25 protein-coding genes are annotated in these 22,939 nt (G+C 64.9%); 14 read left to right on the plus strand and 11 right to left on the minus strand.

From position 1 onward, the window contains the following. Positions 1-196 precede the first annotated feature (196 nt). Complete coding sequence (locus B9A24_RS17340; RefSeq protein WP_143435006.1) at positions 197-640, plus strand: DUF6789 family protein; 444 nt, start codon at positions 197-199, stop codon at positions 638-640. Between the two features lie 114 nt (positions 641-754). On the opposite strand, the gene B9A24_RS23375 is transcribed toward B9A24_RS17340, so the two are convergent. Further along, positions 755-1,600, minus strand: a complete 846-nt coding sequence (locus B9A24_RS23375; RefSeq protein ID WP_449404357.1) for an HAD family hydrolase — start codon at positions 1,598-1,600, stop codon at positions 755-757. A gap of 154 nt (positions 1,601-1,754) precedes the next feature. Next, entirely contained in the window at positions 1,755-2,351 is a 597-nt protein-coding gene (locus B9A24_RS17350; protein WP_200813953.1) for a carboxymuconolactone decarboxylase family protein, read from the minus strand. A gap of 254 nt (positions 2,352-2,605) precedes the next feature. Here B9A24_RS17350 and B9A24_RS17355 point away from each other — a divergent pair, with 254 nt between their 5' ends. The 3 genes from B9A24_RS17355 to B9A24_RS17360 are packed head-to-tail and all read left to right on the plus strand — an operon-like array spanning position 2,606 to position 4,237. Continuing rightward, the gene (locus B9A24_RS17355; protein ID WP_084447275.1) at positions 2,606-3,193 is read left to right on the plus strand and encodes an NAD(P)H-dependent oxidoreductase; all 588 of its coding nucleotides are present in this window, start codon (positions 2,606-2,608) and stop codon (positions 3,191-3,193) included. Beyond that, positions 3,190-3,318: a hypothetical protein gene (locus B9A24_RS22990; RefSeq protein WP_262490605.1), complete on the plus strand. Its 129-nt coding sequence runs from the start codon at positions 3,190-3,192 to the stop codon at positions 3,316-3,318. The genes B9A24_RS17355 and B9A24_RS22990 overlap by 4 nt, the downstream gene beginning before the upstream one ends. A gap of 28 nt (positions 3,319-3,346) precedes the next feature. Further along, positions 3,347-4,237 carry an alpha/beta fold hydrolase gene (locus B9A24_RS17360; RefSeq protein ID WP_084447276.1) on the plus strand — a complete coding sequence of 297 codons (891 nt, stop codon included), beginning with the start codon at positions 3,347-3,349 and terminating at the stop codon, positions 4,235-4,237. A 5-nt stretch (positions 4,238-4,242) separates the two neighbouring features. Here B9A24_RS17360 and B9A24_RS17365 read toward each other — a convergent pair whose 3' ends face one another. Both B9A24_RS17365 and B9A24_RS17370 read right to left on the minus strand, forming a co-directional pair. Further along, positions 4,243-4,524 (minus strand): anti-sigma factor family protein, encoded by a 282-nt coding sequence (locus B9A24_RS17365; protein WP_084447277.1) that lies wholly within the window; start codon positions 4,522-4,524, stop codon positions 4,243-4,245. Positions 4,525-4,546: 22 nt separating this feature from the next. After that, positions 4,547-5,146: a sigma-70 family RNA polymerase sigma factor gene (locus tag B9A24_RS17370; protein ID WP_084447278.1), complete on the minus strand. Its 600-nt coding sequence runs from the start codon at positions 5,144-5,146 to the stop codon at positions 4,547-4,549. A 444-nt stretch (positions 5,147-5,590) separates the two neighbouring features. On the opposite strand from B9A24_RS17370, the gene B9A24_RS17375 reads away from it, so the two are divergent. Then, positions 5,591-6,943 carry a dihydrolipoyl dehydrogenase family protein gene (locus B9A24_RS17375; protein ID WP_084447279.1) on the plus strand — a complete coding sequence of 451 codons (1,353 nt, stop codon included), beginning with the start codon at positions 5,591-5,593 and terminating at the stop codon, positions 6,941-6,943. A gap of 96 nt (positions 6,944-7,039) precedes the next feature. On the opposite strand, the gene B9A24_RS17380 is transcribed toward B9A24_RS17375, so the two are convergent. From B9A24_RS17380 to B9A24_RS17400, 6 genes are all read right to left on the minus strand, one after another. Continuing rightward, positions 7,040-7,936, minus strand: coding sequence for an RNA polymerase sigma factor (locus B9A24_RS17380; RefSeq protein WP_084447280.1), 897 nt, complete (start codon positions 7,934-7,936; stop codon positions 7,040-7,042). Continuing rightward, the gene (locus B9A24_RS17385; protein ID WP_143435007.1) at positions 7,933-8,346 is read right to left on the minus strand and encodes a hypothetical protein; all 414 of its coding nucleotides are present in this window, start codon (positions 8,344-8,346) and stop codon (positions 7,933-7,935) included. Before B9A24_RS17385 ends, B9A24_RS17380 begins: the two co-directional genes overlap by 4 nt. Then, positions 8,343-8,750 (minus strand): SRPBCC family protein, encoded by a 408-nt coding sequence (locus tag B9A24_RS21755; RefSeq protein ID WP_143435008.1) that lies wholly within the window; start codon positions 8,748-8,750, stop codon positions 8,343-8,345. The genes B9A24_RS17385 and B9A24_RS21755 overlap by 4 nt, the downstream gene beginning before the upstream one ends. 4 nt (positions 8,751-8,754) lie before the next feature. Next, complete coding sequence (locus B9A24_RS21760; protein WP_143435009.1) at positions 8,755-9,045, minus strand: YgaP-like transmembrane domain; 291 nt, start codon at positions 9,043-9,045, stop codon at positions 8,755-8,757. Between the two features lie 480 nt (positions 9,046-9,525). Beyond that, positions 9,526-9,993: a GNAT family N-acetyltransferase gene (locus B9A24_RS17395; protein WP_084447283.1), complete on the minus strand. Its 468-nt coding sequence runs from the start codon at positions 9,991-9,993 to the stop codon at positions 9,526-9,528. 48 nt (positions 9,994-10,041) lie between these two features. Then, positions 10,042-11,532 carry a cellulose synthase family protein gene (locus B9A24_RS17400; RefSeq protein WP_200813954.1) on the minus strand — a complete coding sequence of 497 codons (1,491 nt, stop codon included), beginning with the start codon at positions 11,530-11,532 and terminating at the stop codon, positions 10,042-10,044. 427 nt (positions 11,533-11,959) lie between these two features. On the opposite strand from B9A24_RS17400, the gene B9A24_RS17405 reads away from it, so the two are divergent. The 9 genes from B9A24_RS17405 (at position 11,960) to B9A24_RS17445 (ending at position 21,731) form a co-directional block, all read left to right on the plus strand. Further along, entirely contained in the window at positions 11,960-12,655 is a 696-nt protein-coding gene (locus B9A24_RS17405) for a TIGR04282 family arsenosugar biosynthesis glycosyltransferase (protein WP_200813955.1), read from the plus strand. Between the two features lie 107 nt (positions 12,656-12,762). Further along, entirely contained in the window at positions 12,763-15,786 is a 3,024-nt protein-coding gene (locus tag B9A24_RS17410) for a TonB-dependent receptor (RefSeq protein WP_084447285.1), read from the plus strand. Between the two features lie 27 nt (positions 15,787-15,813). Beyond that, positions 15,814-17,046: an ABC transporter substrate-binding protein gene (locus tag B9A24_RS17415; RefSeq protein ID WP_084447286.1), complete on the plus strand. Its 1,233-nt coding sequence runs from the start codon at positions 15,814-15,816 to the stop codon at positions 17,044-17,046. Further along, positions 17,027-17,875 carry an ABC transporter permease subunit gene (locus B9A24_RS17420; RefSeq protein WP_084447287.1) on the plus strand — a complete coding sequence of 283 codons (849 nt, stop codon included), beginning with the start codon at positions 17,027-17,029 and terminating at the stop codon, positions 17,873-17,875. The genes B9A24_RS17415 and B9A24_RS17420 overlap by 20 nt, the downstream gene beginning before the upstream one ends. Then, entirely contained in the window at positions 17,865-18,629 is a 765-nt protein-coding gene (locus B9A24_RS17425; protein ID WP_084447288.1) for an ABC transporter permease, read from the plus strand. Before B9A24_RS17420 ends, B9A24_RS17425 begins: the two co-directional genes overlap by 11 nt. A gap of 20 nt (positions 18,630-18,649) precedes the next feature. Beyond that, positions 18,650-19,270, plus strand: a complete 621-nt coding sequence (locus B9A24_RS17430; RefSeq protein ID WP_084447289.1) for a hypothetical protein — start codon at positions 18,650-18,652, stop codon at positions 19,268-19,270. Beyond that, entirely contained in the window at positions 19,263-19,916 is a 654-nt protein-coding gene (locus tag B9A24_RS17435; RefSeq protein ID WP_084447290.1) for a hypothetical protein, read from the plus strand. The genes B9A24_RS17430 and B9A24_RS17435 overlap by 8 nt, the downstream gene beginning before the upstream one ends. 101 nt (positions 19,917-20,017) lie before the next feature. Beyond that, a complete protein-coding gene (locus tag B9A24_RS17440) occupies positions 20,018-20,767 on the plus strand; it encodes an ABC transporter ATP-binding protein (RefSeq protein ID WP_234997453.1) in 750 nt (249 codons plus the stop codon). Further along, positions 20,757-21,731, plus strand: a complete 975-nt coding sequence (locus tag B9A24_RS17445) for a radical SAM protein (protein WP_084447291.1) — start codon at positions 20,757-20,759, stop codon at positions 21,729-21,731. The genes B9A24_RS17440 and B9A24_RS17445 overlap by 11 nt, the downstream gene beginning before the upstream one ends. On the opposite strand, the gene B9A24_RS17450 is transcribed toward B9A24_RS17445, so the two are convergent. Continuing rightward, complete coding sequence (locus B9A24_RS17450) at positions 21,728-22,495, minus strand: TIGR04283 family arsenosugar biosynthesis glycosyltransferase (protein WP_084447292.1); 768 nt, start codon at positions 22,493-22,495, stop codon at positions 21,728-21,730. The two genes, B9A24_RS17445 and B9A24_RS17450, sit on opposite strands and share 4 nt — an antisense overlap. Between the last annotated feature and the right edge of the window lie 444 nt (positions 22,496-22,939).

Consider the following 22,939-nt stretch of genomic DNA (forward strand, 5'->3'; position numbering starts at 1 on the left):
GTGCCCCCGGGCACGGCTGCCAGAACCCGCCGAAGGAACGTAAGAACCGGCTAGGCGCACGGCGGGATGAAGAAAGTTTGCGCCCGTGTGTAAGGTTGGGGCAGGAGACCCGGACTACCGCCCTGTCTCCGGAACGGCCGCCGGCCGGGGCCAGACATACTCACAACACCAACTCTTTTTCAACGTGCTGATTGCCATGACTACTTCCGTAAAAATTCTCGTAGCCGGCCTGGTGGCCACTGGCGCCATGACCCTGCTGCTGCTGATGGCCCCCATGATGGGAATGCCCCCCATGAACATCGGGGCCATGCTCGGCGGCATGCTGGGCACCTCGGCCACCGTGGGCTGGATGATGCACTTTATGATTGGCGTCGTCTTCACGGCGGCCTACGCCTTCTTCTTCAACAAGCGCCTCCCCATCAGCAGCCCCGTGGTCCGGGGCGCGGTGTATGGCGGGCTGGTGTTTGTACTGGCCCAGGTGATGTTTGCCCTCATGCGCGCCATGGGCCTGATGCCCTCCGCCGGCGAGGGCATGCTGCTGGGAATGATGGGCAGCCTGATGGGCCACCTGTTGTTCGGAGCCGTGCTGGGTGGCTTTTTCAGCACCCAGCGCGCGACCGTGACGCGCCCCTTAGTGTAACGCTCTTTTGCTTACCCAACCGGACCGGTGGCCTTCGTGGCTGCCAACTCCTTCAATAACTACGTGCAGCACCTGGCCGACGTGGCAGTAGACTTCCCGGCCGTCTAGCGCCGGCTAGCTGATTTGCCGCTGAAAAAAGCCGTTGGTCCGCCCGGATACGTCATTTGTATCCGGGATGGTCCGGCGGCTTTGTTGTACAACGGCAGTTCGGTGGCTTACCCAATGAGCTGCCGGGCAATGTCGGGCAGGGTGGAGCCGGTGAGGGTGGGCGCGGGTGCCAGCGGGTAGATTTGCTGACCCGGGCGGGCAATGAAGGCAGCCTGCAGGCCCGCCAGCTGCGCCCCGGCCGTATCCCAGCCGTGGGCGGCTACCAGCATGGCCTGGGCGGGGGCCACCTTCAGCTGCTTGCAGGTGCTGTAGTAAGTGTTGGGGTGGGGCTTGTAGCGCTTGAGCGAATCGATGCTCAGCAGCTGCTCGAAAAAGCCGGTGAGGCCGGCGTAGGCCATCTGCTTCTGTCACCGTGGCATCGGGCGAGTTGGTGAGCGTGACCATGCGGAAGCCCGCCTTTTGCAGGGCTGTGAGGCCGGGAATAATGTCGGGGTGCGGAGGCAGCTCAGTGATGATGGTGAGCAGCTCTTTTTTGCGGGCAACCGGGCGGGCCGGCTGGCCCAGGGCCTGGGCCAGCATGTCGAGGGCCGCGTCGCCAATCTGCCCGAAGTTGTGGTAGTTGCCGGTCACGGTATCGACCAGCGAGTACTGGAGCAGCAGCGCAAACCACTGCTTGAAGGCCGTTTCAGACTTGAATTCCTGGTTGACGGCCTGTTGCAGCTTGCTCAGGTCGAGCAGGGTTTCGTTGACGTCGAAAATCAGCAGCTTGGGGCGGTTGGGGGCAACAGTCATGGCGGGTAAGGCAAGGGGCAGGGCCGCGGCCGCAGTGGCCAGGGCGAGGGAGGATAACACAAAGCGACGGGTCACCATCTGCCTGCTTACGCAGGTGCGCAACGCCAGGCTGGCCGGAGCCGCGGTTTTTGAAAAAAACCAACTTCCCCTTAGCGGCCGCCCTATGCGGTTTCGCCGCCTCAGCGGCTGCGCCCAGCGCGGCCCTTGCCCGGGCTCAGGCATGCTTGCCGGGCACCCAGCCCTGGCCGGCCAGGTGCTGCCGGCCGGCAGCCACGGCCCCGTCTTCCAGAGTGGTGCCCATCGAGTCGTTCCAGCGGTTAAGAAACCCGAACAAACTCACCACCCCCAGGATTTCCACGATTTCGCCCTCGTTCCAGTGCGCCCGCAGGTCGTCGCTGAGGGCGTCGTTTACGGCGTTGGGTACCGCCGAGGCGGCCACGGCAAAGGCCAGCGCGGCCCGCTCGGCCGGGCTGAAGGCGGGGTGGGTGGCAAATTCCCAGATGTGGTCGAGCTGCTCCTGTTCGGCGCCGTAGCGCTCGGCCGCCAGAATGGTGTGGGCCTGGCAGTACTGGCAGCCCGCCGCGTGGCTGCTGAGGTAGCCGATGAGGCGTTTCAAGGCGCTGGTGACGCGGCCGTGGTTGGCCATCACTGCTTTGTTCAGCTCGATGAAGGCGGTGGCCACGGCCGGCCGGTGCTGCATGGTGAGCACGCTATTGGGGCAGAAACCCAGGGTTTCGTTGAAGAAAGTGGCCAGCTGCGCAACTTCGGGGTTGGCATCGGCAGCCAGGGGCGCGACAAGGGGCATGGACATGGGCGGGTGGGAAAGCCTTAGGGGGTAAATGAATCAGCGAACAAAGCTGCACCAAATACCGGGATTGGCACGAACCTGCTGCCCCGGCCGTGGCAACCCCGTGGCCTGTTCGCTTGAATTGTCGGCTGCCCGACAAAAGTCCGTTTTGTCCCGACCCCCGTCCCGGCCTTCCCCGTAACAGTAAGTGCCCGGCTTGTTGGACGCCGGCCCGGGCCATGTTACACACTTGCTTCTCACCTCATTCCTACGCCCTTATGCCCCCCTCAGCTGACCAGAATCCCACCCCGCGCCGCCTGCGCGTGCTGCTCATTGCCGGCTCCAACCGCCGCGAGTACAACTGCCCCGGCGTAGACAGCAAGGCCCGCACCCTGCTCAACCGCCTGGCCGACCGCTTGCCCGCCACCTGGGACATCGACACTGAAGACCTGGGCAACGTGTACGGCCGCCATAAAATCCAGAGCTGCAACGCCTGCGTGAGCACCAGCATGGCCCTGTGCGTGTGGCCCTGCAACTGCTACGAGAAAAACAGCCTGCGCGAGCCCGACCTGATGTGGAACCTGGACCTCTACAACCGCCTCGACCAGGCCGATGCCTGGTGCATCATCGGGCCGGTGAACTGGTACGGGCCCACGTCCACGCTCAAGCTCATGTTTGACCGGCTGGTGTGCATGAACGGCGGCAACCCCGACGAAAGCCTCATCGACCACAAGAATCCCGAAATGGCCATGGCCCTGGAGCATATGCCGGAGTGGGAAAAGCTCAGCCTTAACCACCTGGAGGGACGCACGGCCGCTACCGCGCCTACGGTCACGAAGCCCCCGGCCACGCCTGGGCCGATGTGAAGCTGGGCTGGCGCACGGCGCAGCTGGCCCTGGGCGTGCCGCCCGCCGGCTCTTCGCCCGAAGCCCAGCAGGAGCAGGGCCTGAACTTGGACACGCCCCTGCGCCCCGATTTGCCAAAAGTCTAACCCCACGCACCTGCTTCCCCACTTACCTATGAGTACTACCACCGTAGACCAGATAATTGCCCGCCACGAAGCCTCCGGCCGCTATTTCGACGTGGACGGCGTGCGCACCTTTGCCCTCGACTACGGGCAGGGCGAACCCGTGCTCTGCCTCCACGGCGTGCCCACTTCCTCCTACCTGTTTCGTAAAATGCTACGCAGCCTCGAAGACCTGGGCCTGCGCGGCATCGCCGTGGATATGCCGGGGCTGGGCCTGTCGGACCGCCCCGAGGACTTCGACTACACCTTCCGGGGCTTTGCCCGCTTCCTGCACCGCGCCACCGAGGCCCTGGGCCTGCAGGACGGCTACCACCTGGTCGTGCACGACATCGGCGGGGCCATCGGGCTGGCCCTGGCCGCCGAGCACCCCGACCGCATCCAGTCGCTGACCATCCTCAACATGTTCATCGACGTGGTCAATTTCAAAAAGCCCCTGCCCATGCGGCCATTTGAGATGCCCCTGCTGGGGGAGGCCGAGCTGATGACGCTGCAACACCCTACCTGGTACCTGCTGTTCAAGGCCATGGGCGTGAGCCACATCGAGGACCTGCCCAAAGAGGAAGTGTATGCCTACGTCGACCTGCTCAAGCGCACCGACGGGGGCAAGGCCTTCCTGAAAATCATGCGCCACTTCGACCACTCCCAGGAGCTGCAGGACCTGCTCCGGCAAGCCGTCGACCAGCCGCCCTACCCCGTGCAGGCCATCTGGGGCGCGGAAGACCCAGCCCTGGACTTCGAGCATTTCGGCAAAATGGTGCAGCAGGCGGCGCACCTCCCGCAGGTGCACCAGCTGCCGTCCAAACACTTCTTTCCGGAAGAGATGGGGCCGGAAATTGCCCGCCTGGTGGCTGGGCTGGTGGCCCGCACGCAGCCGGCCACGTAAGCCGCCTAGCTCGCCGCCGGGTCGGGATGGCCGGCCTGGCGAATGAGCTGGCCCAGCTGCTGCGCCAGTTCGGGCGGGAGGGTGTCGTCGGGGGCGCCGGCCGCGTCGGGCCGGGCCAGGCGGTGGGCCAGGGCCGCCACTACCTGCGTTTGCTTGGCGTAGCGGCGGCACAGCACGCACATGCGCAGGTGGGCCCACACGCTGGCGCGCTCGGTGGGGGAGAGGGGCAGCTCGGCCCGCTTCTCGATAAGCAGGGTGGCTTCGTTACAGTTGAATAAGGCCGACATAGACGTGGGGGGAAGGAAAGTATTACGAGCCCGAAAACCAGTGCTTTTCCAGGCACTTGCGCAGCTGCAGCTTGGCCCGGTGAAGGATGACCCAGTAGTTGGCCGGCGTGATGGCGAGTTGCTGACAGATTTCTTCGCCCGAAACTTCTTCCACGAAGCGCAGACTGAACACGGCCTGGTGCTGGGCGGGCAGCTGGTCCTGGCAGCGCAACAACTGCTCGGCCAGCTCGCGCTGTTCCAGCTGGGCATCGGCGGCGGCCCACTCCCGGGGCTCTTCGCCCTGGCGCCAGTGCGTGCGGGCCCCGGTTTCAAAATAAGGGCCGTTACCGGCCTCGTCGGCCGCGCCGGGCAGCGGCACCAGCGGCGAGCGGGCCTGCTGGCGGTAGTAATCCACGAGCCGGCGCCGCATAATAACGAACAGCCAGGTACGCTCCGACGACTCCTGCCGAAACGAGGCCAGCGTGCCCAGCGCACTCACAATGGTTTCCTGCACCAGCTCCTCGGCGGCGGCCACCGTGGCCACCCGGCGACGGGCAAAGCGGAACAGGTCGCTCCCGTAGCGGCTCAGCCACAGGTGGGGCTCAGGCGGGGTCGCAGCAACGGAAGCGGTGGCAAGAAGCATAAGGCATACAATCTCTAAGCGAAGGCGGTGTCGCCCCTATGGACAAGGCCTAAGGTAGCAAAAGCCGGGCAGCTCCCTGCCGGGTGAGCACGCATCGGTAAGTCCGACCACGTTTTTTCAGCCGGCCTCCGGATGCGGCAGTCGTTGGCACGGGGGGCGACCTTACAGGACCGGGCAACTTTTTTCCGGAATTAAAAAACGAGCTGCTTTTTCGGTGGTGCCATGTAAGGTGGACCGTTGGTAGCACGACCATCGGCAGTGTCGGGCACCGGCACGGCGTTACTTCTGCTGGTACTCGCCGGCACTCCGGCCGCTGCCGCTCCCTCCGACGCTACCATCAATTTTCTCCCATGACTAGCCGCTTAAAGAAGCCGCACGCTGGCATTTTCAAGAAAAATTCCCTATTCATTTTGTCCTTTTCCCCACCCCTTATTCTCCTGCATTATGTCGCACCACTCCTTTGATGTCCTTGTAATTGGTACCGGTGGCGGGGGCAGTGTGGCCGCCCGCAAGTGCGCGGCCGCCGGCAAGCGCGTGGCCATCGTGGATACGCTGCCCTTCGGCGGCACCTGCGCCCTGCGGGGCTGCGTCCCCAAGAAGGTACTGATCGGCGCGGCCGAAGCGGTGGCCCGCTCGCGGCAGCTGCTGGGGCACGGGCTGGCGCAGGAAGCCGTCATCAGCTGGCCCGAGCTGATGACCTTCAAGCGCACGTTCACCGAGCCGGTGCCGGCGAAGAAGGAGGCCAGCTTTGAGCAGGCCGGTATTCGCACGTTTCACGGTGTGGCCCGCTTCACCGGCCCTCACACGGTGCAGGTAGGCGAGGAGCTACTCGATGCCGCCCAGTTTGTGATTACCACCGGGGCGCGGCCCCGGCCGCTGGGCATTCCCGGCGAGGAGCTGCTGCTCGACAGCAGCGACTTCATGGAGCTGCCGGAGCTGCCCACCGATATCACCTTTGTCGGGGGCGGCTACATCGCCTTCGAGTTTGCCCACCTCGTGACCCGCTGCGGCGTGCAGGCCCGCATTGTGCACCGGGGCGCGCGGCCCCTCGAAAACTTCGACGCCGACCTGGTTGACCACCTGCTCGCGGCCACCCGCGCGGCGGGCATCGAGGTGGTGCTGCACACCGAAGTAGCGGGGGCCGAGCGCCTGCCCGACGGCCGCCTTCGGCTGCGCACCACCGCACAGGAGCAGGCCGGTGAGTTCACCGCCAGCATGGCCATTCACGCGGCCGGCCGCGAGCCGGCCCTGGCCGAGTTGAACCTGGAAGCCGCCGGCGTGGCCTACACCCGCCACGGCGTGACGGTGAACGACTACCTGCAGAGCACCACCTACCCCGGCGTGTACGCTGCCGACGATGCCGCCGCCTCGGGCCAGCCCCTGACCCCGGTCGCCGGTAAGGCCTCGCACATCGCGGCGGCCAACTTGCTGGAAGGCAACCACAAAACCGTTGACTACGGCGTAATTCCGTCGGCTGTGTTTGCCCACCCGGTGTTGGCCAGCGTGGGCCTCACCGAAGCGGAGGCAACCCGGCAGGGACTAAAGTTTCGGGTAAAGACCGACGTTACCACCGGCTGGTTTACCTCCAAACGGTTAAGTGCGCCCGTTTCGGCCTTTAAGGTGCTGGTGGCGGAAGATGCGGACCTGATTCTCGGAGCCCACCTGCTCAGCCCCAATGCCGAGGGAGTCATTAACCTCTTCATGCTGGCCATGCACGCCAAGCTGCCGGCCAGCGAGGTGCGGCAACTCATTTTTGCCTATCCAACGGCATCCTCCGACATTATTTATATGCTATGAGCAGTTCCTCTCTCCGCAGGAGAGGGAAGCCTGACGCCAATGTACACTGACTTGGAAACGACTGGGTGCGGGAGTAAAAGGGCGCTCTGCGCGTGGTTACTCCCGCGTCAGTTTAAACGACTCGCGCAAATTGTCGTTGCTGATGATGGCTTCGATGATGTCTTTGCTGGTTTGCGGCAGTTTGAAGGGGTGGTCTTGGTAAAGCCGGGCATAGAGGTCGTCCACGTCCAGCAGGACGGCTTCCAGGTTCTGCTGCGCGAGTTCGTGGGTGGTGTGCGTGTAGTGGCTGTGCCATTTCAGCTCAACCGGGTTCACCCAGCCGTTCTGGATAAATCCTTTGGTCTTTTTGGGGCACCGGCAGGGATTGTTCTGGTTGACCAGGCCGCAGCGGTTGTGCATCCACTGGTACAGGTCTTTGCGGGCCCGGGAGAGCTTCTGGCGGAAATTGGCGGGCGATACCGCAAAAATCTCGCTGGCGAGCTGGTGGTCAATTTCAAACACCTCGCCCACGATGTACACCAGCCGCTGTTCGCGTTCCAGGCACATGAGCATGCCGGCCATGCACGCCACCTTGCTTTCCTCGATGGCCAGCTGCAGGTCCTGTTCTTCGTCGGGGGTGAGGGCCGCGTCGGGCGTGTTTTCGATGTATTCGAAAAACACCTCGAAGCTGGGCACCGCCTGCTCGTACGGCTGTTTTTTCAGGTTGAGAAAGTGGTTGAAGGTTATCCGGTACAGCCACGTCCGGAACCGGCCTTTGGCGGGATTGTATTGGGAGAGGCTCGTCACCAGCTTCACCAATATCTCCTGGGTGAGGTCCTCGGCATCGGCCATGTGGTTCAGCATTTTCAGCGCTACGTTGTAGATATAGGGCTGGTGCCGTTGGACCAAGTCGCTCAGGCTCTGGCGGTCGCCGGCCAGGGCCTTGGCAATTAAGTCGTGGTCCTGCGCGTCGTCGTACGCCGCGCCGCTAAATGGATTGACCGGGCTGTTCATGGGGCGGCAAGGAAAAGGGTAATGGCGTAGCGCGAGCCCAGAAAGGTATACTGGCCGGTGGCCTCGCCGTTTTCCTGGAACACCAGGTACAAGGGGCCCTGGTACACGTTCCCGTTGTCGGCCTGGGTTCGCCACGTTCCTTCGAAGCGGTTGGCCGGCGGCTGCCACGCGAGCGACATCCGGCCCTGCCGCTGCTCGCCCTCGGAAAAGTACGCATAGTCCACCACCAGCGTGTCGTGCGCCCAGTGCGCCGCCGGAATCCGGGCGATGCCCACCGCTTCAATGTTCATCTTGAAGCTCGAATAGTTTGCCGCAAAGCGGTGGGCATTATCGGTGGGGTTCATGGGGCGGGAGCTGGTTGGAAAACACCCCGCTAATAGCAGGGCGATGGAGCTAAGCATTTGTTTCATTGTGAAATACGTTCCAGTCCCTGGGCCCCGGCCGCGTACAGGTCTTCGAGGGCTTGCTTGACCATCGGAAACTGGGACTCGTCCGGCAGGGTAAACTCCCCGTCCCAGAGCAGCAGCGTGTGCTCGCCGTGGGGCCGGACCTGCATCGTGCCCACGAAGTTTTCCACCGGCAGCAGCGGTTGCTGGTCGATGGCGTACTGAAACAGGTGGTGGTCATGGTCCACGCGCAAAATGGTTTCGTGCATCTCGCCCTGCGCGGTGGAACAAATCCGCTGGTTGTCCTCCACCCGGCAGGCGGTTATCACGGGCAGCCAATCGTGTACTCCGGTCGCCTGGCTGATGGCGGCCCATACCTTGTGGGGAGGAGCCTGGAGGGTGTGGGTGGTCTGAATAAGCTTTTTCATGGCCTTAGGCGGGTTGTGATTCGTACGGAACCCCTTGGGCTTGCAGGCGGCTTTTTTCCCGGTGGTCAATGGTGCACTGGCCGGCGAAATAGCAGACAATGCACCGGGCCGAAAACACCGTCCCGAACTGGGCCAGGGCGAACACGCCCAGCACCAGCGCGGCCGGGGTGTTGCGTGGCAGAAAGTACACGGCGCCGGCGGTGGCCGCGACGCCCAGCAGGGTTCGGATGGTGCGGTCTTGCCAGCCGATGTTGCGGCGATAGGCATAGGTGATTCCCGTGAGGAAGCGGTTCATGTTGGTTCAGTTCATCCTTCCGCCCTGTGCGGAATTATCCCTGATACAACCGCGCCGGCCAGGTGTGACAAAACAGCTGGGGCCAACCAGCTGAAACCGCTGGCCCGTGGCCTCCGCAGTGTCGCCAGGGCCCGAGCGCGCCGCAACAACGGGAGCGGAATGCTGGTTCACACTCTGCATGGCGGGTGAATCCACCGCGTTGGGAGAAGAATTTCTTGTAGGCCCCCGCAACAACTGGACAACCCAGTCAGCGTCCGCACGTTTGAGCGGGCACTGACTGGGTTGTGCCTACTCGGTTCGGCCCTTCAGCTCGCAGGGATTACCCAACTTGACCGCCACTTGATGGCTTCCCCGCGGCTAGCACCACAGTTTGAGGGCGGTAAGCACCCGCGTAGTCCGCGCTCGTCAAAGGCGACTTTTGGACTAAACTTTTAACCAAGCCCAACTATCTCCCGGCTTAACCAGCGGCGCTACGAGAACTCACGCCTTGGACAGGGCTGCCCCGCTTAGCCAGGCTAGGTTGCGCCGCCCGTCATTCACGAAGCCTACTGACTCATAGAGCTGCTGAGCGCGGGTATTATCGGGCTCGGTTTGCAAATACAGCGCCACCAAGCCTGCGGCCCGGGCCTGGTGCTGCAACAGCTGCAGCGCGGCGCGGCCCACGCCCCGGCCGCGGACCGTGTCTTTCACATAAAGCTCATCCACGAGGGCATAACGGCCGCCTCGCTCGAACGTAAAGCCATAGGTGAGGGCCACGTAGCCCACGGCCTGGCCGGCATCATCCAGCAGGTACAGTGCCCCCCACTCCGGGTGCGCCACGAACTCCGCCACCAAGGTCTGCTGCGCGGCGGTGTCGTGGTCGTAGCCGAAGTGCTGGTAGAAGGCGGCCATCAGGGGCAGCAGCGTGGCCAGGCTGGCCGGGGTCACGGGGCGGAGCGTGAGGGGCATTGGCGAAGGATAGTAGTAGGGTAAGAAACGGGTCAGTCCAGGCGGGCCTCAGCCTACCAGTACGGATGCCCCCCCCACCAGGACCGGCGTGGCCGCCGGCCCCGTCCGCCACGCGTACCAGACCACCGTGGCGTGGCCCACGACCAGCAGCAGGTGAAACGGCAGCAGGCTATAGTCGCCATAGTAGAGCCCTGCGCCCAGCCCGGCCAGGAAATAAAGCGTGAGCAGGCCCTCGGCCCAAGGCAACGCGCCCCGGCTGTGGGTAGCCCGCGTAGACTGCCCGGCGGCGCTGCCCTGCTTGGGCGTGCGCACAAACGGTGTGGCCCGCCCCCAGAAGCCCTCCGCCACGGCGCGGGCGTTGTGCAGGGCCAGGCCCATCGACACGGCCAGAAACAGCAGGAACTGCGGGACAAACCAACGCCCCGTGGCCCGGCCGCCGGCCAGCCGCCAGGTGGTGTAGTAATAGTAGGTGAGGGGCACGAATGTGAGCAGAAAGCCCGCCGCCAGCTGAAAGACCGGCCGAAACTCGGGCCGGTGCGCCCGCACCCATACCAGCGGCACGCTCAGCAGGGCCATCACCAGAATCACGGCAAACACGGAACTGTTCAGCAAGTGGAAGGTGGCGTGCAGACGGGTGGCCAGGGGCAGGCTGGCCGAGCGCCACACCCGGCCCAAGTGCTTGCGGGCGGTTTCGGCGGCGCCCTTGTTCCAGCGGTACTGCTGCGACTTGAGGGCCGCCAGGTGGGCGGGTAGCTCGGCGGGCGCGACAATGTCGGGGCGGTACACGAAGCGCCAGCCGCGCAGCTGGGCGCGGTAGCTCAGGTCCAGGTCTTCTGTGAGGGTATCGGCTTGCCAGTTGCCGGCGTCCTCGATGCAGGTGCGGCGCCACACGCCGCCGGTGCCGTTGAAGTTGAGGAAATGCCCGCCGGCCGCGCGCCCCACCTGCTCCACCAGAAAGTGGGCGTTCAGCCCGAAGGCCTGCAGGCGGGTGAGCAGCGACTCGCCCTCGTTGAGATGGCCCCAGCGGGTTTGCACCACGCCCACCTCGGGCTCGGCAAAGTAGGGCAGGGTGCGGCGCAGAAAGTCGGGCGCGGGCACGAAGTCGGCGTCGAAGATGGTCACGAACTCGCCGTCGGTTTCCGTCAGGCCATGAGCCAGGGCCCCGGCCTTGTAGCCCACGCGGCTGGGGCGCCGCACGTGGTCGATGCGCACGCCCCGGTCCTGGTGGAAGGCTACCCGACGGGCCGCCAGCGCCACGCTCTCGTCGGTCGAGTCGTCGAGCACCTGAATGTGCAGCAGGTGGGCGGGGTAGTCCAGGGCGGCGGCCGCGTCGATGATGCGCTCCACCACGGCCCGCTCGTTGTATACGGGCAGCTGCACCGTGACGTGGGGCCACTGGGCAGGCGGCGCGGGCACCGGCGGGGCCAGGGCCGCGCGGCGGGCCAGCCGGGTCAGTTGCCACTGTGCCAGGCTAAAGCCCAGCATAAATACGAGGCACATGCCATACAGGGCTACGGCCCCCACTTCCAGAATCAGCATATTGAACAAAAATAAGGGTAACCGGCCGATGACCTAGCTCAGGAGGCGGAGCGAGTCGGCGCGGGGGGCCATTTTCGGCCGAAACCAAGGTGATGCGCGCCGGCGGGTTGAGGCGGCGGGCCGTGAGGACAGCCGTAACGCCGGTGATGCCATTGCAAATAGGGAGGAGGTGCATACGGGGCAGCAGGAGGGTGGAGCCGGGCCGGACGGCTGACGGACAGGTCCAACAGTCGCGGGCGCGAGGGCACCCTTACACGCCCGCCAAGGTTTTTTGTGCTTTGGGCAGCTACGCCCCCAACCGATACGTTTTTTTTTCTCGTATGGTGTAAGGTTGGGGCCGGTGTCCCGACCTTCGGTTTCATATTACCCCGGCTGGCCAGGAGTCAGGTAGTCCACCGCTTCCTTCCGGATCCATTTCCTTTTTTTCGTGTCCTCTACTGCCCGCGTTGCCATTTTGCTTTTCACCCGCTCGGCGGGGGAGGAGGGCGCGCGCAAGCAGTTCCTGAGCCACGGCAGCCGGGCCGACAACGCGGCCGTGGCGGCCCGGCTCATCGACCATGCCACCGCCACCGCCCACCGGGCCGGGGTCGATTTCGTGTGCGTGGATTCGGCCCGGCAGGCCGGGGCCACGTTTGGCGAGCGGCTGGCCGGGGCCGTGCGGGCCACCTTCGCCCGGGGCTACGAGTACCTGCTCATCATCGGCAACGACTGCCCGCAGCTCACCGCCGCTACCCTGCGGCGGGCCGTGGCGGCCGTGCAGGCCACCGGCGCGGTGCTGGGGCCCGCCACCGATGGCGGCGTGTACCTGCTGGGCCTTTCGCGGCCCCTGTTTGAAAGCACGCCCTGGCTGGCGCTGCCCTGGCAAACCCGACACCTAGGGGCGGCCCTGCGCCGGGAGCTGCGGCGGCTGGGAGCGGCGGTGCACCAGCTGCCCGCTCTGGCCGATATCGACGATGAGGCCGGACTGGCGCGGGCGCTGCGGCAGGCCCTGGCCCGGCCGTTGCGGCGAGGCCTGCATCGACTGCGCACCGCCGGGCGGTGCGTGGCGCGCCCGGTCTGGCAACGGGCCGGCCAGCGGGGCCGCCTGGCTGGCCGCCCCCACCGGGGGCCGCCAACCAGCTGAAACTTCCGGGAATTGCCGGTCCAGGGTCGGACGGGGCCTGCCCGTGGGCAGCCGCGTCGGCGCCGGCCGGCCCACTTGTTTCGTTTCAGCTTGTTTTCAGAGATTTTATGAAGAGATTTTTTTCGCTTTTAGCCCTCGTGGTGAGCTTGCTGCTGCCCGCCCTGCCGGCCTGGGCCCAGGTCGATTTGGTGGTGTCGGTACTCGACAACGCTACCCGCAAGCCCGTGGTGGGCCTGCCCGTGCAGCTGGATAATGCCGCCATTGGCCTGAGTACCCAGCAGCCCACCGACGCCCAGGGCAAGGTGCGCTTTCGGGGCCTGAGCACGGCCGGCTCCTACGCCGTGAGCACGACGGTGACCCAACGGTTTCAGGCCGTGCGCGAGGCGGGCCTCACGCTGCGCGCCAATTCCAGCCCAAGCGTGACGCTGGTGCTGCCGCTGGTGAGCAACCAGACCCTGGAAGGCGTGACCGTACGCGCCCCCAACAACGCCACCACCATCAATACCCAGAGCGCCGAGGTGGCCTCGCAGCTATCGGCCCGCGAGCTGCGCGAGATTCCGATTGAGGCCCGCGACATCACTCGCGCCCTCTACCGCCTGCCCAACGTGACGCTGGCCACCGGCTTCTTCTCCGAAGCGCCCAACGTGAGCATCAACGGGGCCAATGGCTTGTATACCAACTACCTGATTGACGGCCTCGACAACAACGAGAACTTCCTCGGCGGGCAGCGCTTCGCTATTCCGGTGGGCTTTGCCCAGAACGTGAACGTGCTCACCAATAACTTCTCGACGGAGTTCGGCAACTCGGCCAACGGCATCGTGAACGTGACCACCAAGTCCGGCTCCAACGACCTGAAAGCGGAGGTATTCTACCTCACCCGGCCTGGCCCCGGCATCGACGGCAAGACGGATTTCGCCCAGCGCGACTTGTCCGGCAATCAGGTGAAAAGCGGCTTCCAGCGCCAGCAGTTCGGCTTCGGCGTGGGCGGCGCGCTGGTAAAGGACAAGACGTTTTTCTACCTGAACGCCGAGCAAACCTTCGACTTCAAGGACAACGTGTTGACCTCGCCGGAGCTGGGGGTAAACGCCACCGTGCGCGGCCAGAACCGCTTCACTTACCTCTCGGGCAAGCTCGACCAGCGCTGGACGGAGCGGCTGCGCTCGTCGCTGCGCGCCAACGTGGGCATCGTGAACATTGAGCGCCAGGGCGGCGGGCTCGATGGCGGCGTGGCCTTTCCCTCGACGGGCAACCAGCAGGACCGCAACTCCCTAAACATTGCCACCCAGAACGTGTATGTGGGTCGCAACTTCACCGCCGAAACCGATGTTCAGTATGCGCGCTTCCGCTGGAACTACGCCCGCGCTGCCAACCCCGACAGCCCCGACGTGACCGTGAACGCCCCCGCCGGCCAGCCCGTGGCCGTGCTGGGCCACCCCGGCTACCTCTTCGACTCGCACCAGAGCACCTGGCAAGCCCAGCAAAAGTTTACGCTGCTCAAGGGCCGCCACACCTTCAAGGGTGGCTTTGGCATCATCAGCACCGCCCACCTGCTCTTCGGGGGCGGCAACCCCAACGGCAGCTACAGCGTGCAGTTGACGCAGGGCCAGCTCGATGCCCTGCGTGCCCGTAACCTGGGCGCGGGCCTGAGCATCACCGACATTCCGGCCGGGGTTCGGGTGAACAATTACAGCGTGGAGCTGCGGCCGGCTTCCTTTGGCACCACCCAGGACCTGTATAACGTGTACGTGGAGGACCTAGTGGCCGTGACCGACCGCCTGAACGTGACGCTGGGCCTGCGCTACGACTACGACAACCTCTCCAAGGGCGGGGCCGACCACGGCGACCGCAACAACATTGCCCCGCGTGCCAACTTCAACCTGCAGCTGAGCGAGCGCAGCGCCCTGCGCGGCGGCTATGGCCTGTTCTACGACAAGATTTTGTACACCGTGTACAGCGATGCGCTCCAGCAGAACACGACCTCGGCCGACTACAAAACCCAGTTGCGCGAGCTGGTACGGGTGGGCGCGCTGCCCGCCGGAACCAACGTGGACCGTATCACCTTCGATGGCAACCTGAGCGGCAACGTGGCCGGCGTGGCCTACCTCAACGGTCCCTCGGCCGCCAGTCTGCAGGGCCAGCGCGCCGGCGTGCCCAGCTTCGAGCGCCGCATCCTGAACCCCGATGGCTACCGCAACCCCTACTCGCACCAAAGCACGCTGGGCTACCAGTACCAGGTGAGCAGCAAAACGCTGTTTTACGTGGACGCGATGTACAACCGCAGCTACGACCTGTTCCGCCTGCGCAACGTGAATGCCGTGTCGGAATACGCGCAGAACGACCCCGACAACGTGGTGGTGCGCACCCCGGAGCAGGCCGATGCCACCCGGCCGGTACCCATCCGGGCCGATGGCAGCGCCGTTATCAACGGTCAGCCCGTGACGGGCGTGGCCCGCAACGTGGTGATGACCGAATCGGCGGGCCGCTCGCGGTACATGGCTGCCAGCTTTAACCTGCAGAAGGATGCCGCCGAAGACAAGCTGGGCTACCGCGTGTCCTACACGCTCTCGAATCTGAAAAACGACACGGAGGACGTGAACTTCCGGGCGGCCGACGCCAACAACTACGGGCCCGAGTTTGCCAACTCCATCAACGACCGCACGCACGTTATCAACGCCATTGGCAGCTACTACCCGATTCGCAGCCTGCGCTTTACGCTGGCCGCGCTGCTGCAAAGCGGCCAGCCGGTCAACCGCGTGACCGGGGCCTACCTGGTGCCGGGCACCACCAACGTCTTCACCAATGACCTAAACGGCGACGGCAGCTCCTTCAGCACCGCTTACCTGGGCAACGCCGACCGCTTCCCCGGCGAGAGCCGCAACTCCGACCGCCTGCCCTGGGCCCGCACCTTCGACGTGGGGGCGCAGTACACGCTGCCTTTCGGGCAGAAAACCAGCCGCCTGGAACTGACGGCCGACGTGTTCAACGTGCTGAACACCCAGAACCTGAGCGGCTACGCCAACAATGCCACCCAGAGCAACCAGATTCAGACGGGACCGCCCAGCGCCGGCATCGTGCGCCGCAACGCCAGTGCCCCGCGCCAGTTCCAGTTTGGCCTGCGCTACGCACTGTAGGGGGCTTTTTCAGATATTTCAATTTAGATGAAGAAGCTAGTTCTTTCGTTTTTAGGCCTATTAGGTCTGCTCAGCGGCTGCGGTACCGACCAGCCGCGCACCCCGCAGCAGGTCCTGGGGCAATCGTGGGCCCAGGTGGAGCAGGCCGGGCAGGGCCAGCCGGTGACGATGGTGATGTGGCAGGGCGACCCGCTCATCAACCAGTACATGAACACCTACGTGAAGCCCGAGGTGCAGCGCCGCTACGGCATCGACTTGCAGCTGGTGGCCGGGCAGGGCGCGGGGCTGGTGCAGACGCTGGCCGCCGAGCAGCAGGCCGGCCAGCCCAGCGAGGCCGATATGGTCTGGATAAACGGCGAAACCTTCTACCAGCTGCGGCAGGTAGATGCTTTGCTGGGACCCTTTGTAGAAAAGCTGCCCAATGCCCGGCTGCTGGACTTGCAGAATCCGTTCATCAACACCGATTTTCAGCAGCCCATTGCCGGCATGGAGTGCCCCTGGGGCAACGTGCAGTTCAATTTTATCTACGACTCGGCGCGGGTGGCTCGCCCGCCCCGCTCGTTTGCCGAGCTGCCGGCTTACCTGCAAGCTCATCCTGGCCAGTTCACCATCCCGAACGAGTTTACGGGCATGACCCTGCTCAAATCGTGGATGATGGCACTGTCGGGCAACCCGGCGCTGTTCCGGGGCAAGTTTGATGAGGCCGTGTATAAGCAGTGGTCGGACGAGCTGTGGCGGGTAATTAACGCCAGCAAGCCCTACTTCTGGAAGCAGGGGCAGACGTTCCCCGAGCAACTGGCCCCACTGCACCAGCTTTTTGCCAATGGCGAGGTGGCCTTCACCTTTTCCAACAACGACGCGGAGGTAGACAATAAGGTCAATCAGAAGGTGTTTCCGGCCACGGCCCGCGCCTACGTGCCCCTGCCGGGCACCATCCAGAACTCCCACTACTTGGGCGTGGTGCGCGGGGCCCGGCACCCGGAAGCAGCCTTGCTGGTCATCAACTTCCTGATTTCGCCCGAGGCCCAGCTTAAAAAGATGGACCCCAATGTGTGGGGCGACCACACGGTGCTCAACCTGGTGGCCCTGCCTGCCGCCCAGCGGCAGCAGTTCGAGCGGCTCCCGTCGCGGCGCTACGCCCCCCGGCGCGCCGCCCTTCAGGGCCTAGCCCTGCCCGAGCCCGACCCGGAATATATGACCCGCCTGTTTAAGGATTTTCGCACCTATGTTATCGAAGGTCATGCGGTTCCGGCTTCCTAAGCTGCTGCTGGGCGGCTACGGCCTGCTGGTGGTGGGCCTGCCGCTGGCAGGACTGGCCTACGCCCTGCTGGGCAGCGTGGGGCTGGCCGGCCCCCTGGCGGCGGGCTTCACGGGACGCTACTGGCTGGCGCTGGGCCACGATCCGGGCCTGCTTTACGCCGCCCTGTACAGCGCCGGGGTGGCGCTGGTGGCGGTGGGCCTATCCACCGGCCTGGCGCTGGCCCTGGTGCTGGGTGCGCAGGCCGCGCTGCGGCGGGGGCCGCTGCTGGGCCTGCTTTACGTGCCGCTGCTGATGCCCGCGCTGGTGCTGGCTTTCTACCTGTTTCAGCTGTTGAGCCGGAGCGGCTGGCTGTCGCGGCTCAGTTACCAGGCGGGGCTTACCAGCCGCCTGGAGGCCTTCCCGGAGCTGGTGCAGGACGCGGCCGGCGTGGGCATCGTGCTCGCGCACGTGCTGCTCACGTTTCCCTTCCTGGCCTTGCTGTTTCAGGCTATCTATCAGGAAAGCCGCCTCGACGACTACTACCAGCTCACCCGCACGCTGGGGGCCAGCGCGGGGCAGTTTCGGCGGCGGGTAGCCTTGCCGCTGCTGCTGCGCCGTGCCGCCCCCACGCTGCTGCTGAGCACGGTGGCCACCCTCGGGGCCTACGACATTCCGCTGCTGCTGGGCCGCCCTTACCCGCAGATGCTCTCGGTGTACCTCACTACCCGCCTGCAGCGCTTCGATTTGCGCGAGCTGCCGGCCGCCTACCTGGCCGGCTTCGTGGTGGCGGGCGGGCTGCTGGTTTTGCTGGTGCCAGCTCTTCGCTATACCCGTCGCCATGCGCTCTAAACTCCTCGTGGGCACGCTGGCCGTGCTGTTTGGCCTGCCCTTTCTGCTGCTGGCGCTGCTGGCGGTGGGGGAGGGCTGGCGCTTTCCGGCCGCGCTGCCCCCGGCCTTCTCGCTGGCGGCTGTGCGCAGCCTTCTGGGGTCGGGCAACGACCTGCTCGCCGGCCTGGGCCGCAGCCTGCTGCTGGCCGGCACGGTGGCCGTGGTGGCCACGGCCGGGGGCTTCGGGCTGGCGCGGGCCATTGCGCGCTCGGCCTGGGCGCGGCACTGGGAAGTGGCCAGCTACCTGCCTTACGCCCTGCCGCCGGTGCTGCTGGCCGTGCTCATCCAGCCGTTTATCATCCGGCTGCATTTGTCGGGTTCGGTGGGCGGGGTGCTGCTGGGGCTGCTGCTGGTAGCCCTGCCCTTTGCCACGCTGCTGCTGCGCAGCTTCTGGACGCAGCAGGCCACCGAGTACGAGCAGCTGGCCCGCACGTTGGGTTGCACGCCGGGGCAGGCGCTGCGCCAGGTGCTGCTGCCGCTGGCCTGGCCGCTGCTGCGCACGGCCCTGTTCCAGACGTTTCTGCTGGCTTGGTTTGACTTCGGGCTGACCAACGTGCTGAGCGTAGGCAAGGTGCGCACGCTCACGGTGCAGGTGTTTGCCTACGTGGGCGAGGCCAACGCCCCCCTGGCGGCCGTGGCCTCCCTGCTGCTGCTGCTGCCCCCGGCGCTACTGCTGCGCCTCAACCGCGCCGCCCTGCTGCGCAACACCCCGTAATTCAATTACTCCCCATTGCCATGCTCCACGCCCTGCTTATCTCCAACGGCCTTCAGGGGCTCGAAAAGTATTACGTCTCGAATGAGCAGGTGCAGTACACCACCTGTCTTATTACCAAGGACTTCGACCCCGACCTGTTGCCCTACGACCTGCTGGTGGTGCCCAACGGCTCCGACCACGTCGCCATGCTCAAAATTAAAGACAAAGTCCGGGCGTTTCTCGATGCGGGCCGGGCGCTGGTATGCTGCGATGGTTTTTTTACGGCCTGGGTGCCCGGCAACCAGTGGGTGATGGACAACTCCCGCCGCACCCAAGATGTGCGCTACGCCCCCGGCACCGACCGCCACCACCTGCTCGATAACCTTGACCTCGACCAACTGAACTTCTCGCACGGCATGAGCGGCTGGTGGGCCTGCGGCTACATCGAAGCCGCGCCCGGGGCCGACGTGCTGCTGGCCGACACCTGGCAGCGCCCCATCGTGGTGCTCGACGAGGTGAGCACCGGCGGCCGGATGCTGCTCACCGCCAGCGGCCCGCTGGCCGACGTCACCTACGCCGGCCAGTCCGACAGTGCCTTGGTGGCCTTGTACCGTAATTTTATTCACCTGCTTTCCACTTCATCCGTTCCCGCTCATGGCTAAGATTGGACTGATTTTCAACGGCGTATGGTCGCACTACGCCCTGGCCACCGCGCCGAAATACCGCGACCTCTACCGCCTGCTCTACGTGCACGACCTCGACGGCGAAGCCGTGCGCGACCTCGACGCGCTGGCCATTCCCTTTCAGTCGAACCAGGCGGTGCTGACGGAAAAGCAGGCTGTCATCTACGATTTTCTGGCGGCGGGCAAAAAGGTGTTTCTGGAAGGCGACTCGTCCACGGCCTGGCTCGATGCGCAGTGGGAAGACCGGCCGGTGAACAACTACTGGTGGGTGACGGACCCGACCAACCCGCCCGTGTCGGATACCAACTACGAGCACCCCGTGTACCAGGACCTCACCCCGCGCCAGGCCTGCTGGCACACCCACGGCGTGTACACCCGGGTGCCGGCCTCGGCCGAAATCATCCAGACCAACGCCGAAGGCGAGGTTATTACCTGGCAAACCCAGCAGTACGGCGGCACCCTGCTGGCCACCACGCTCGACCCGATTGTGGAGCACGGCGTGCAGCAAATCACCCACCTGGATAACTACGTCGACCACCTTACTGAGTGGCTCTGCGGGGTGCGCCCCGCACCCGAACGCCTGACGATTGACGCGGCGGTCTACGGAGCCGGGGTCCGCCTATGAGCACGCTCCCGCTCCTGGCTGTTGGTTGCTTTCCGTTCTGTTTCGTTTGTGGGGGGTAAAACCTGGAACAAGCCCCTTCCCACCCTGCTCCTGCTTCGCTTATGCTGCTAACTGTTGCTTATCTTTCTAAACGCTTCGGCGACCAGCCGGTGCTGCGCGACATCACCTGCGGGCTGGCGGCCGGGCAGGTGCTGGCCGTGCTGGGCCGCTCGGGCGGGGGCAAAACTACCCTGCTGAAAATCCTGGCCGGTCTCGAAACACCCGATACCGGCACGGTGCTGCTCGACGGGCAGGACCTGCTGCCGGTGCCGCCCAACGAGCGCCAGATGGTGTACCTCTACCAGGAGCCGCTGCTCTTTCCCCACCTCACGGTATTCGAGAACGTGGCCTTCGGACTGCGCATCCGCCAGGTGGGGAAGAACGAAATAGTACAGCGCGTCAGCAAAATGCTGGAGGAGCTCGACCTTGGGGCTCACGCCCAAAAAGCCCCCCACCAGCTCTCGGGCGGGCAGCGGCAGCGGGTATCCTTCGGGCGGGCCCTCATCATCCGGCCCCGCCTGCTGCTGCTCGACGAGCCCTTCGGCAACCTCGACGCCCAGACCCGCGCCGACATGCAACAGCTGTTTTTGCGCGTGACCCGACAGCACCAGATTACCTCCCTGTTCGTTACCCACGACAGCCGCGAGGCCCTCACCGTGGGCACCCATTTTGCCTACCTAGACCGGGGCCTGCTCACGAGCTTTCCCAGCGTGCGGGAGTTCATTCAGGACCCGCGCACCAGCATTGCCGCCGAGCTCACCTTCTGGGAATCCATTCAGCGTACTGCTTTTCAGCCCGATTATGAAACCTGATTTCACGCACTGCGAGTCTATCTACTGGGTGTTCACCCAGCTCTGCAACGACAAGTGCGACCATTGCTACAACAGCTCCGGCCCGCAGGGCACGCGCATCAGCGTGCAGGATTGTTTTCGCATCATCCGTAATCTGCCCGAGCGCGTGGACCGGCTCATTCTCTCGGGCGGCGAGCCGCTGGCTGACCGCGTGAAGCTCTATTCCATTCTGGAAGCGCTGCAGGCGAAGTACCAGGGCCGCACCCAGATTATGCTGCAAACCAACGGCGACCTGCTCACGCCCGAAATCCTGGACCTGCTCATTGCCAAGGGCGTCACGCGCTTCGACATTGCCAGCATCGACCGCTACCACAAGGCGGCCGGCGCCCGCCTGATGACCCTGGCCGACCTCTTTGAGAGCCGGGGCGTGAACGGCGACGACCACGACCCGCTCATCGACAAGGAGCACCTGCTGGTGGAAGGCCACCGCCTGAGCTGGGGCTACTGGGGGGCCACCGAGGACATGTGGCTGGGCGGCAACTGGGCGCGGGGCCGGGCCCTGGAAAAGGACATCTGGCTGCGCGACCCTACCCATAACTTCTGCGCCATTCTCTCGGGGGCCAAGGGCTTTCTGGGCGGTACGGAGCTGCCGCAGGAAATCAGCATCCAGCTCTGGAAAATCAACCCCTGCTGTCCCGGCACCAAGTTTCCGCTCGGCGATGCCCGGCAGGAAAAGGTAGCCGACGTGCTGCTGCGCGCGTCGAAGTCCGAAATCATGCAGCGCCTGAACGAGGGCGACCCCTGGAAGATGGGCGAGTCTATCGGCGTCACCGAGGCCCACGCTCTGGCCCGGGGCGAGGAGTTGCAGAACGTGTGCCGCTGGTGCGATGAGTTTTTCGAGCAGCACTTCGAAGGACCCATGCTGCCGCTGGCCGCGCCCGTCCCGGCTGCAACTTTCAGCACTCCCGCGGCCGGCGCGGCCTAAAGCTTGTCCTGCCGAATCAACCGCCGGTACAGCTCCACCAGCCGGGGCTGCGACACGCCCAGCCAGTAGAGCCCGGCCAGGAGGGTGAATACCGCCTGCAGGCGAAACACGCCGTTATCCAGATACTTGCGGGCCGAGGTGGTGACGGCACGCGGCAGCACCCGAAACGGCCCGCACGCCTGCAGCCGCCGCACGATTTCCTGGTCCTCCATCACCAGCAGGTCCTCGCGGAAGCCGCTTATCTGCGCAAACAGCTTGCGCTGCACGAACAGGCTCTGGTCACCGAAGCGCACCAGCAGCAGCGGCAGGCGGGTGCACCAGGCGCTGAAGCGCAGAAACCAGTGCCCGTGGTCGAAGGCCAGGCGGTAGCAGCCGCTGCCGTAGCCCTGCCGCCGGGCCCGCCGCAAGTCAGCCAGGAAGCCCGGCGGGGGGTAGGAGTCGGCGTGCAGGAAATAGAGAATGTGGCCACTGGCCTGGCGGGCTCCGTAGTTGAGCTGGGCGGCCCGGCCCTTGCGTGGGCTGCGCACCACGGTAGCACCCGCCCGCCGTGCCAGCTTCCGGGTGTCGTCGGTACTGCCCCCGTCGGCCACGATAATTTCCAGGTCCGGCTCATCGGCCGTGGTCCGTCGCAGGTACGCCAGCAGCTCCCCGATACCGGATGCTTCGTTATAGGCCGGAATGATGATGCTGACCGTCGCCAATGCTGCGCCCGCTCCGCCGGGGACACGGGACAGCAGCGAGGGAACGGGGGCGGTATGCCACATATATCAGCTTTGGGGAGGAGGGGGTGACAACGCCCTGCTCACGCCCGCTTTTCGGCATTAAGAGCGAATGGCAGGACTTTTCAGCATATTGCTTCTGCCCGGTGTACGCCCGCTCGGCGCGGGGCGTTGCCCGGCCGAACAAACAAAAGGGGGCCGGGTAGCAAGGGCATTTATTCCGCATCCAACCACAGGTTGTCAGACAACTTTTTTGTGAGCCGATGCTAATTCATGCTTTTTTCTGTAGAAGCTGTTTTTAGCAGGTCGACAAGCTCAGCAGGACGTTCTGAGTATTTTTTCTGAATTTCTCAACAGTCACTGGAAGCACCTCTTAATGAGGCTTCCGGTGACTGTTGAGCGGCCGGCCAGCCCAAAATTCCGTATAGCGTAGCCGCTGCTCTTTGGCAGTTATTTTATCATCTCTACTCCCTTTCCCTAAGGATATTT

The organism is Hymenobacter roseosalivarius DSM 11622, assembly GCF_900176135.1.
Taxonomy (GTDB): Bacteria; Bacteroidota; Bacteroidia; order Cytophagales; family Hymenobacteraceae; genus Hymenobacter; species Hymenobacter roseosalivarius.

Excerpts from the sequence above, each read along its gene's own strand:
- B9A24_RS17355 (WP_084447275.1), top strand. The coding sequence starts at position 2,606 with ATGCCCCCCTCAGCTGACCAGAATCCCACCCCGCGCCGCCTGCGCGTG.
- B9A24_RS21760 (WP_143435009.1), bottom strand. The coding sequence starts at position 9,045 with ATGAACCGCTTCCTCACGGGAATCACCTATGCCTATCGCCGCAACATC.
- B9A24_RS17340 (WP_143435006.1), top strand. The coding sequence starts at position 197 with ATGACTACTTCCGTAAAAATTCTCGTAGCCGGCCTGGTGGCCACTGGC.
- B9A24_RS17400 (WP_200813954.1), bottom strand. The coding sequence starts at position 11,532 with ATGCTGATTCTGGAAGTGGGGGCCGTAGCCCTGTATGGCATGTGCCTC.
- B9A24_RS17395 (WP_084447283.1), bottom strand. The coding sequence starts at position 9,993 with ATGCCCCTCACGCTCCGCCCCGTGACCCCGGCCAGCCTGGCCACGCTG.
- B9A24_RS17385 (WP_143435007.1), bottom strand. The coding sequence starts at position 8,346 with ATGAAACAAATGCTTAGCTCCATCGCCCTGCTATTAGCGGGGTGTTTT.
- B9A24_RS17445 (WP_084447291.1), top strand. The coding sequence starts at position 20,757 with ATGAAACCTGATTTCACGCACTGCGAGTCTATCTACTGGGTGTTCACC.
- B9A24_RS17375 (WP_084447279.1), top strand. The coding sequence starts at position 5,591 with ATGTCGCACCACTCCTTTGATGTCCTTGTAATTGGTACCGGTGGCGGG.
- B9A24_RS17415 (WP_084447286.1), top strand. The coding sequence starts at position 15,814 with ATGAAGAAGCTAGTTCTTTCGTTTTTAGGCCTATTAGGTCTGCTCAGC.
- B9A24_RS17370 (WP_084447278.1), bottom strand. The coding sequence starts at position 5,146 with ATGCTTCTTGCCACCGCTTCCGTTGCTGCGACCCCGCCTGAGCCCCAC.
- B9A24_RS17435 (WP_084447290.1), top strand. The coding sequence starts at position 19,263 with ATGGCTAAGATTGGACTGATTTTCAACGGCGTATGGTCGCACTACGCC.
- B9A24_RS17360 (WP_084447276.1), top strand. The coding sequence starts at position 3,347 with ATGAGTACTACCACCGTAGACCAGATAATTGCCCGCCACGAAGCCTCC.
- B9A24_RS17430 (WP_084447289.1), top strand. The coding sequence starts at position 18,650 with ATGCTCCACGCCCTGCTTATCTCCAACGGCCTTCAGGGGCTCGAAAAG.
- B9A24_RS17450 (WP_084447292.1), bottom strand. The coding sequence starts at position 22,495 with ATGTGGCATACCGCCCCCGTTCCCTCGCTGCTGTCCCGTGTCCCCGGC.
- B9A24_RS17365 (WP_084447277.1), bottom strand. The coding sequence starts at position 4,524 with ATGTCGGCCTTATTCAACTGTAACGAAGCCACCCTGCTTATCGAGAAG.
- B9A24_RS17350 (WP_200813953.1), bottom strand. The coding sequence starts at position 2,351 with ATGTCCATGCCCCTTGTCGCGCCCCTGGCTGCCGATGCCAACCCCGAA.
- B9A24_RS21755 (WP_143435008.1), bottom strand. The coding sequence starts at position 8,750 with ATGAAAAAGCTTATTCAGACCACCCACACCCTCCAGGCTCCTCCCCAC.
- B9A24_RS17380 (WP_084447280.1), bottom strand. The coding sequence starts at position 7,936 with ATGAACAGCCCGGTCAATCCATTTAGCGGCGCGGCGTACGACGACGCG.
- B9A24_RS17425 (WP_084447288.1), top strand. The coding sequence starts at position 17,865 with ATGCGCTCTAAACTCCTCGTGGGCACGCTGGCCGTGCTGTTTGGCCTG.
- B9A24_RS17440 (WP_234997453.1), top strand. The coding sequence starts at position 20,018 with ATGCTGCTAACTGTTGCTTATCTTTCTAAACGCTTCGGCGACCAGCCG.
- B9A24_RS17420 (WP_084447287.1), top strand. The coding sequence starts at position 17,027 with ATGCGGTTCCGGCTTCCTAAGCTGCTGCTGGGCGGCTACGGCCTGCTG.
- B9A24_RS17410 (WP_084447285.1), top strand. The coding sequence starts at position 12,763 with ATGAAGAGATTTTTTTCGCTTTTAGCCCTCGTGGTGAGCTTGCTGCTG.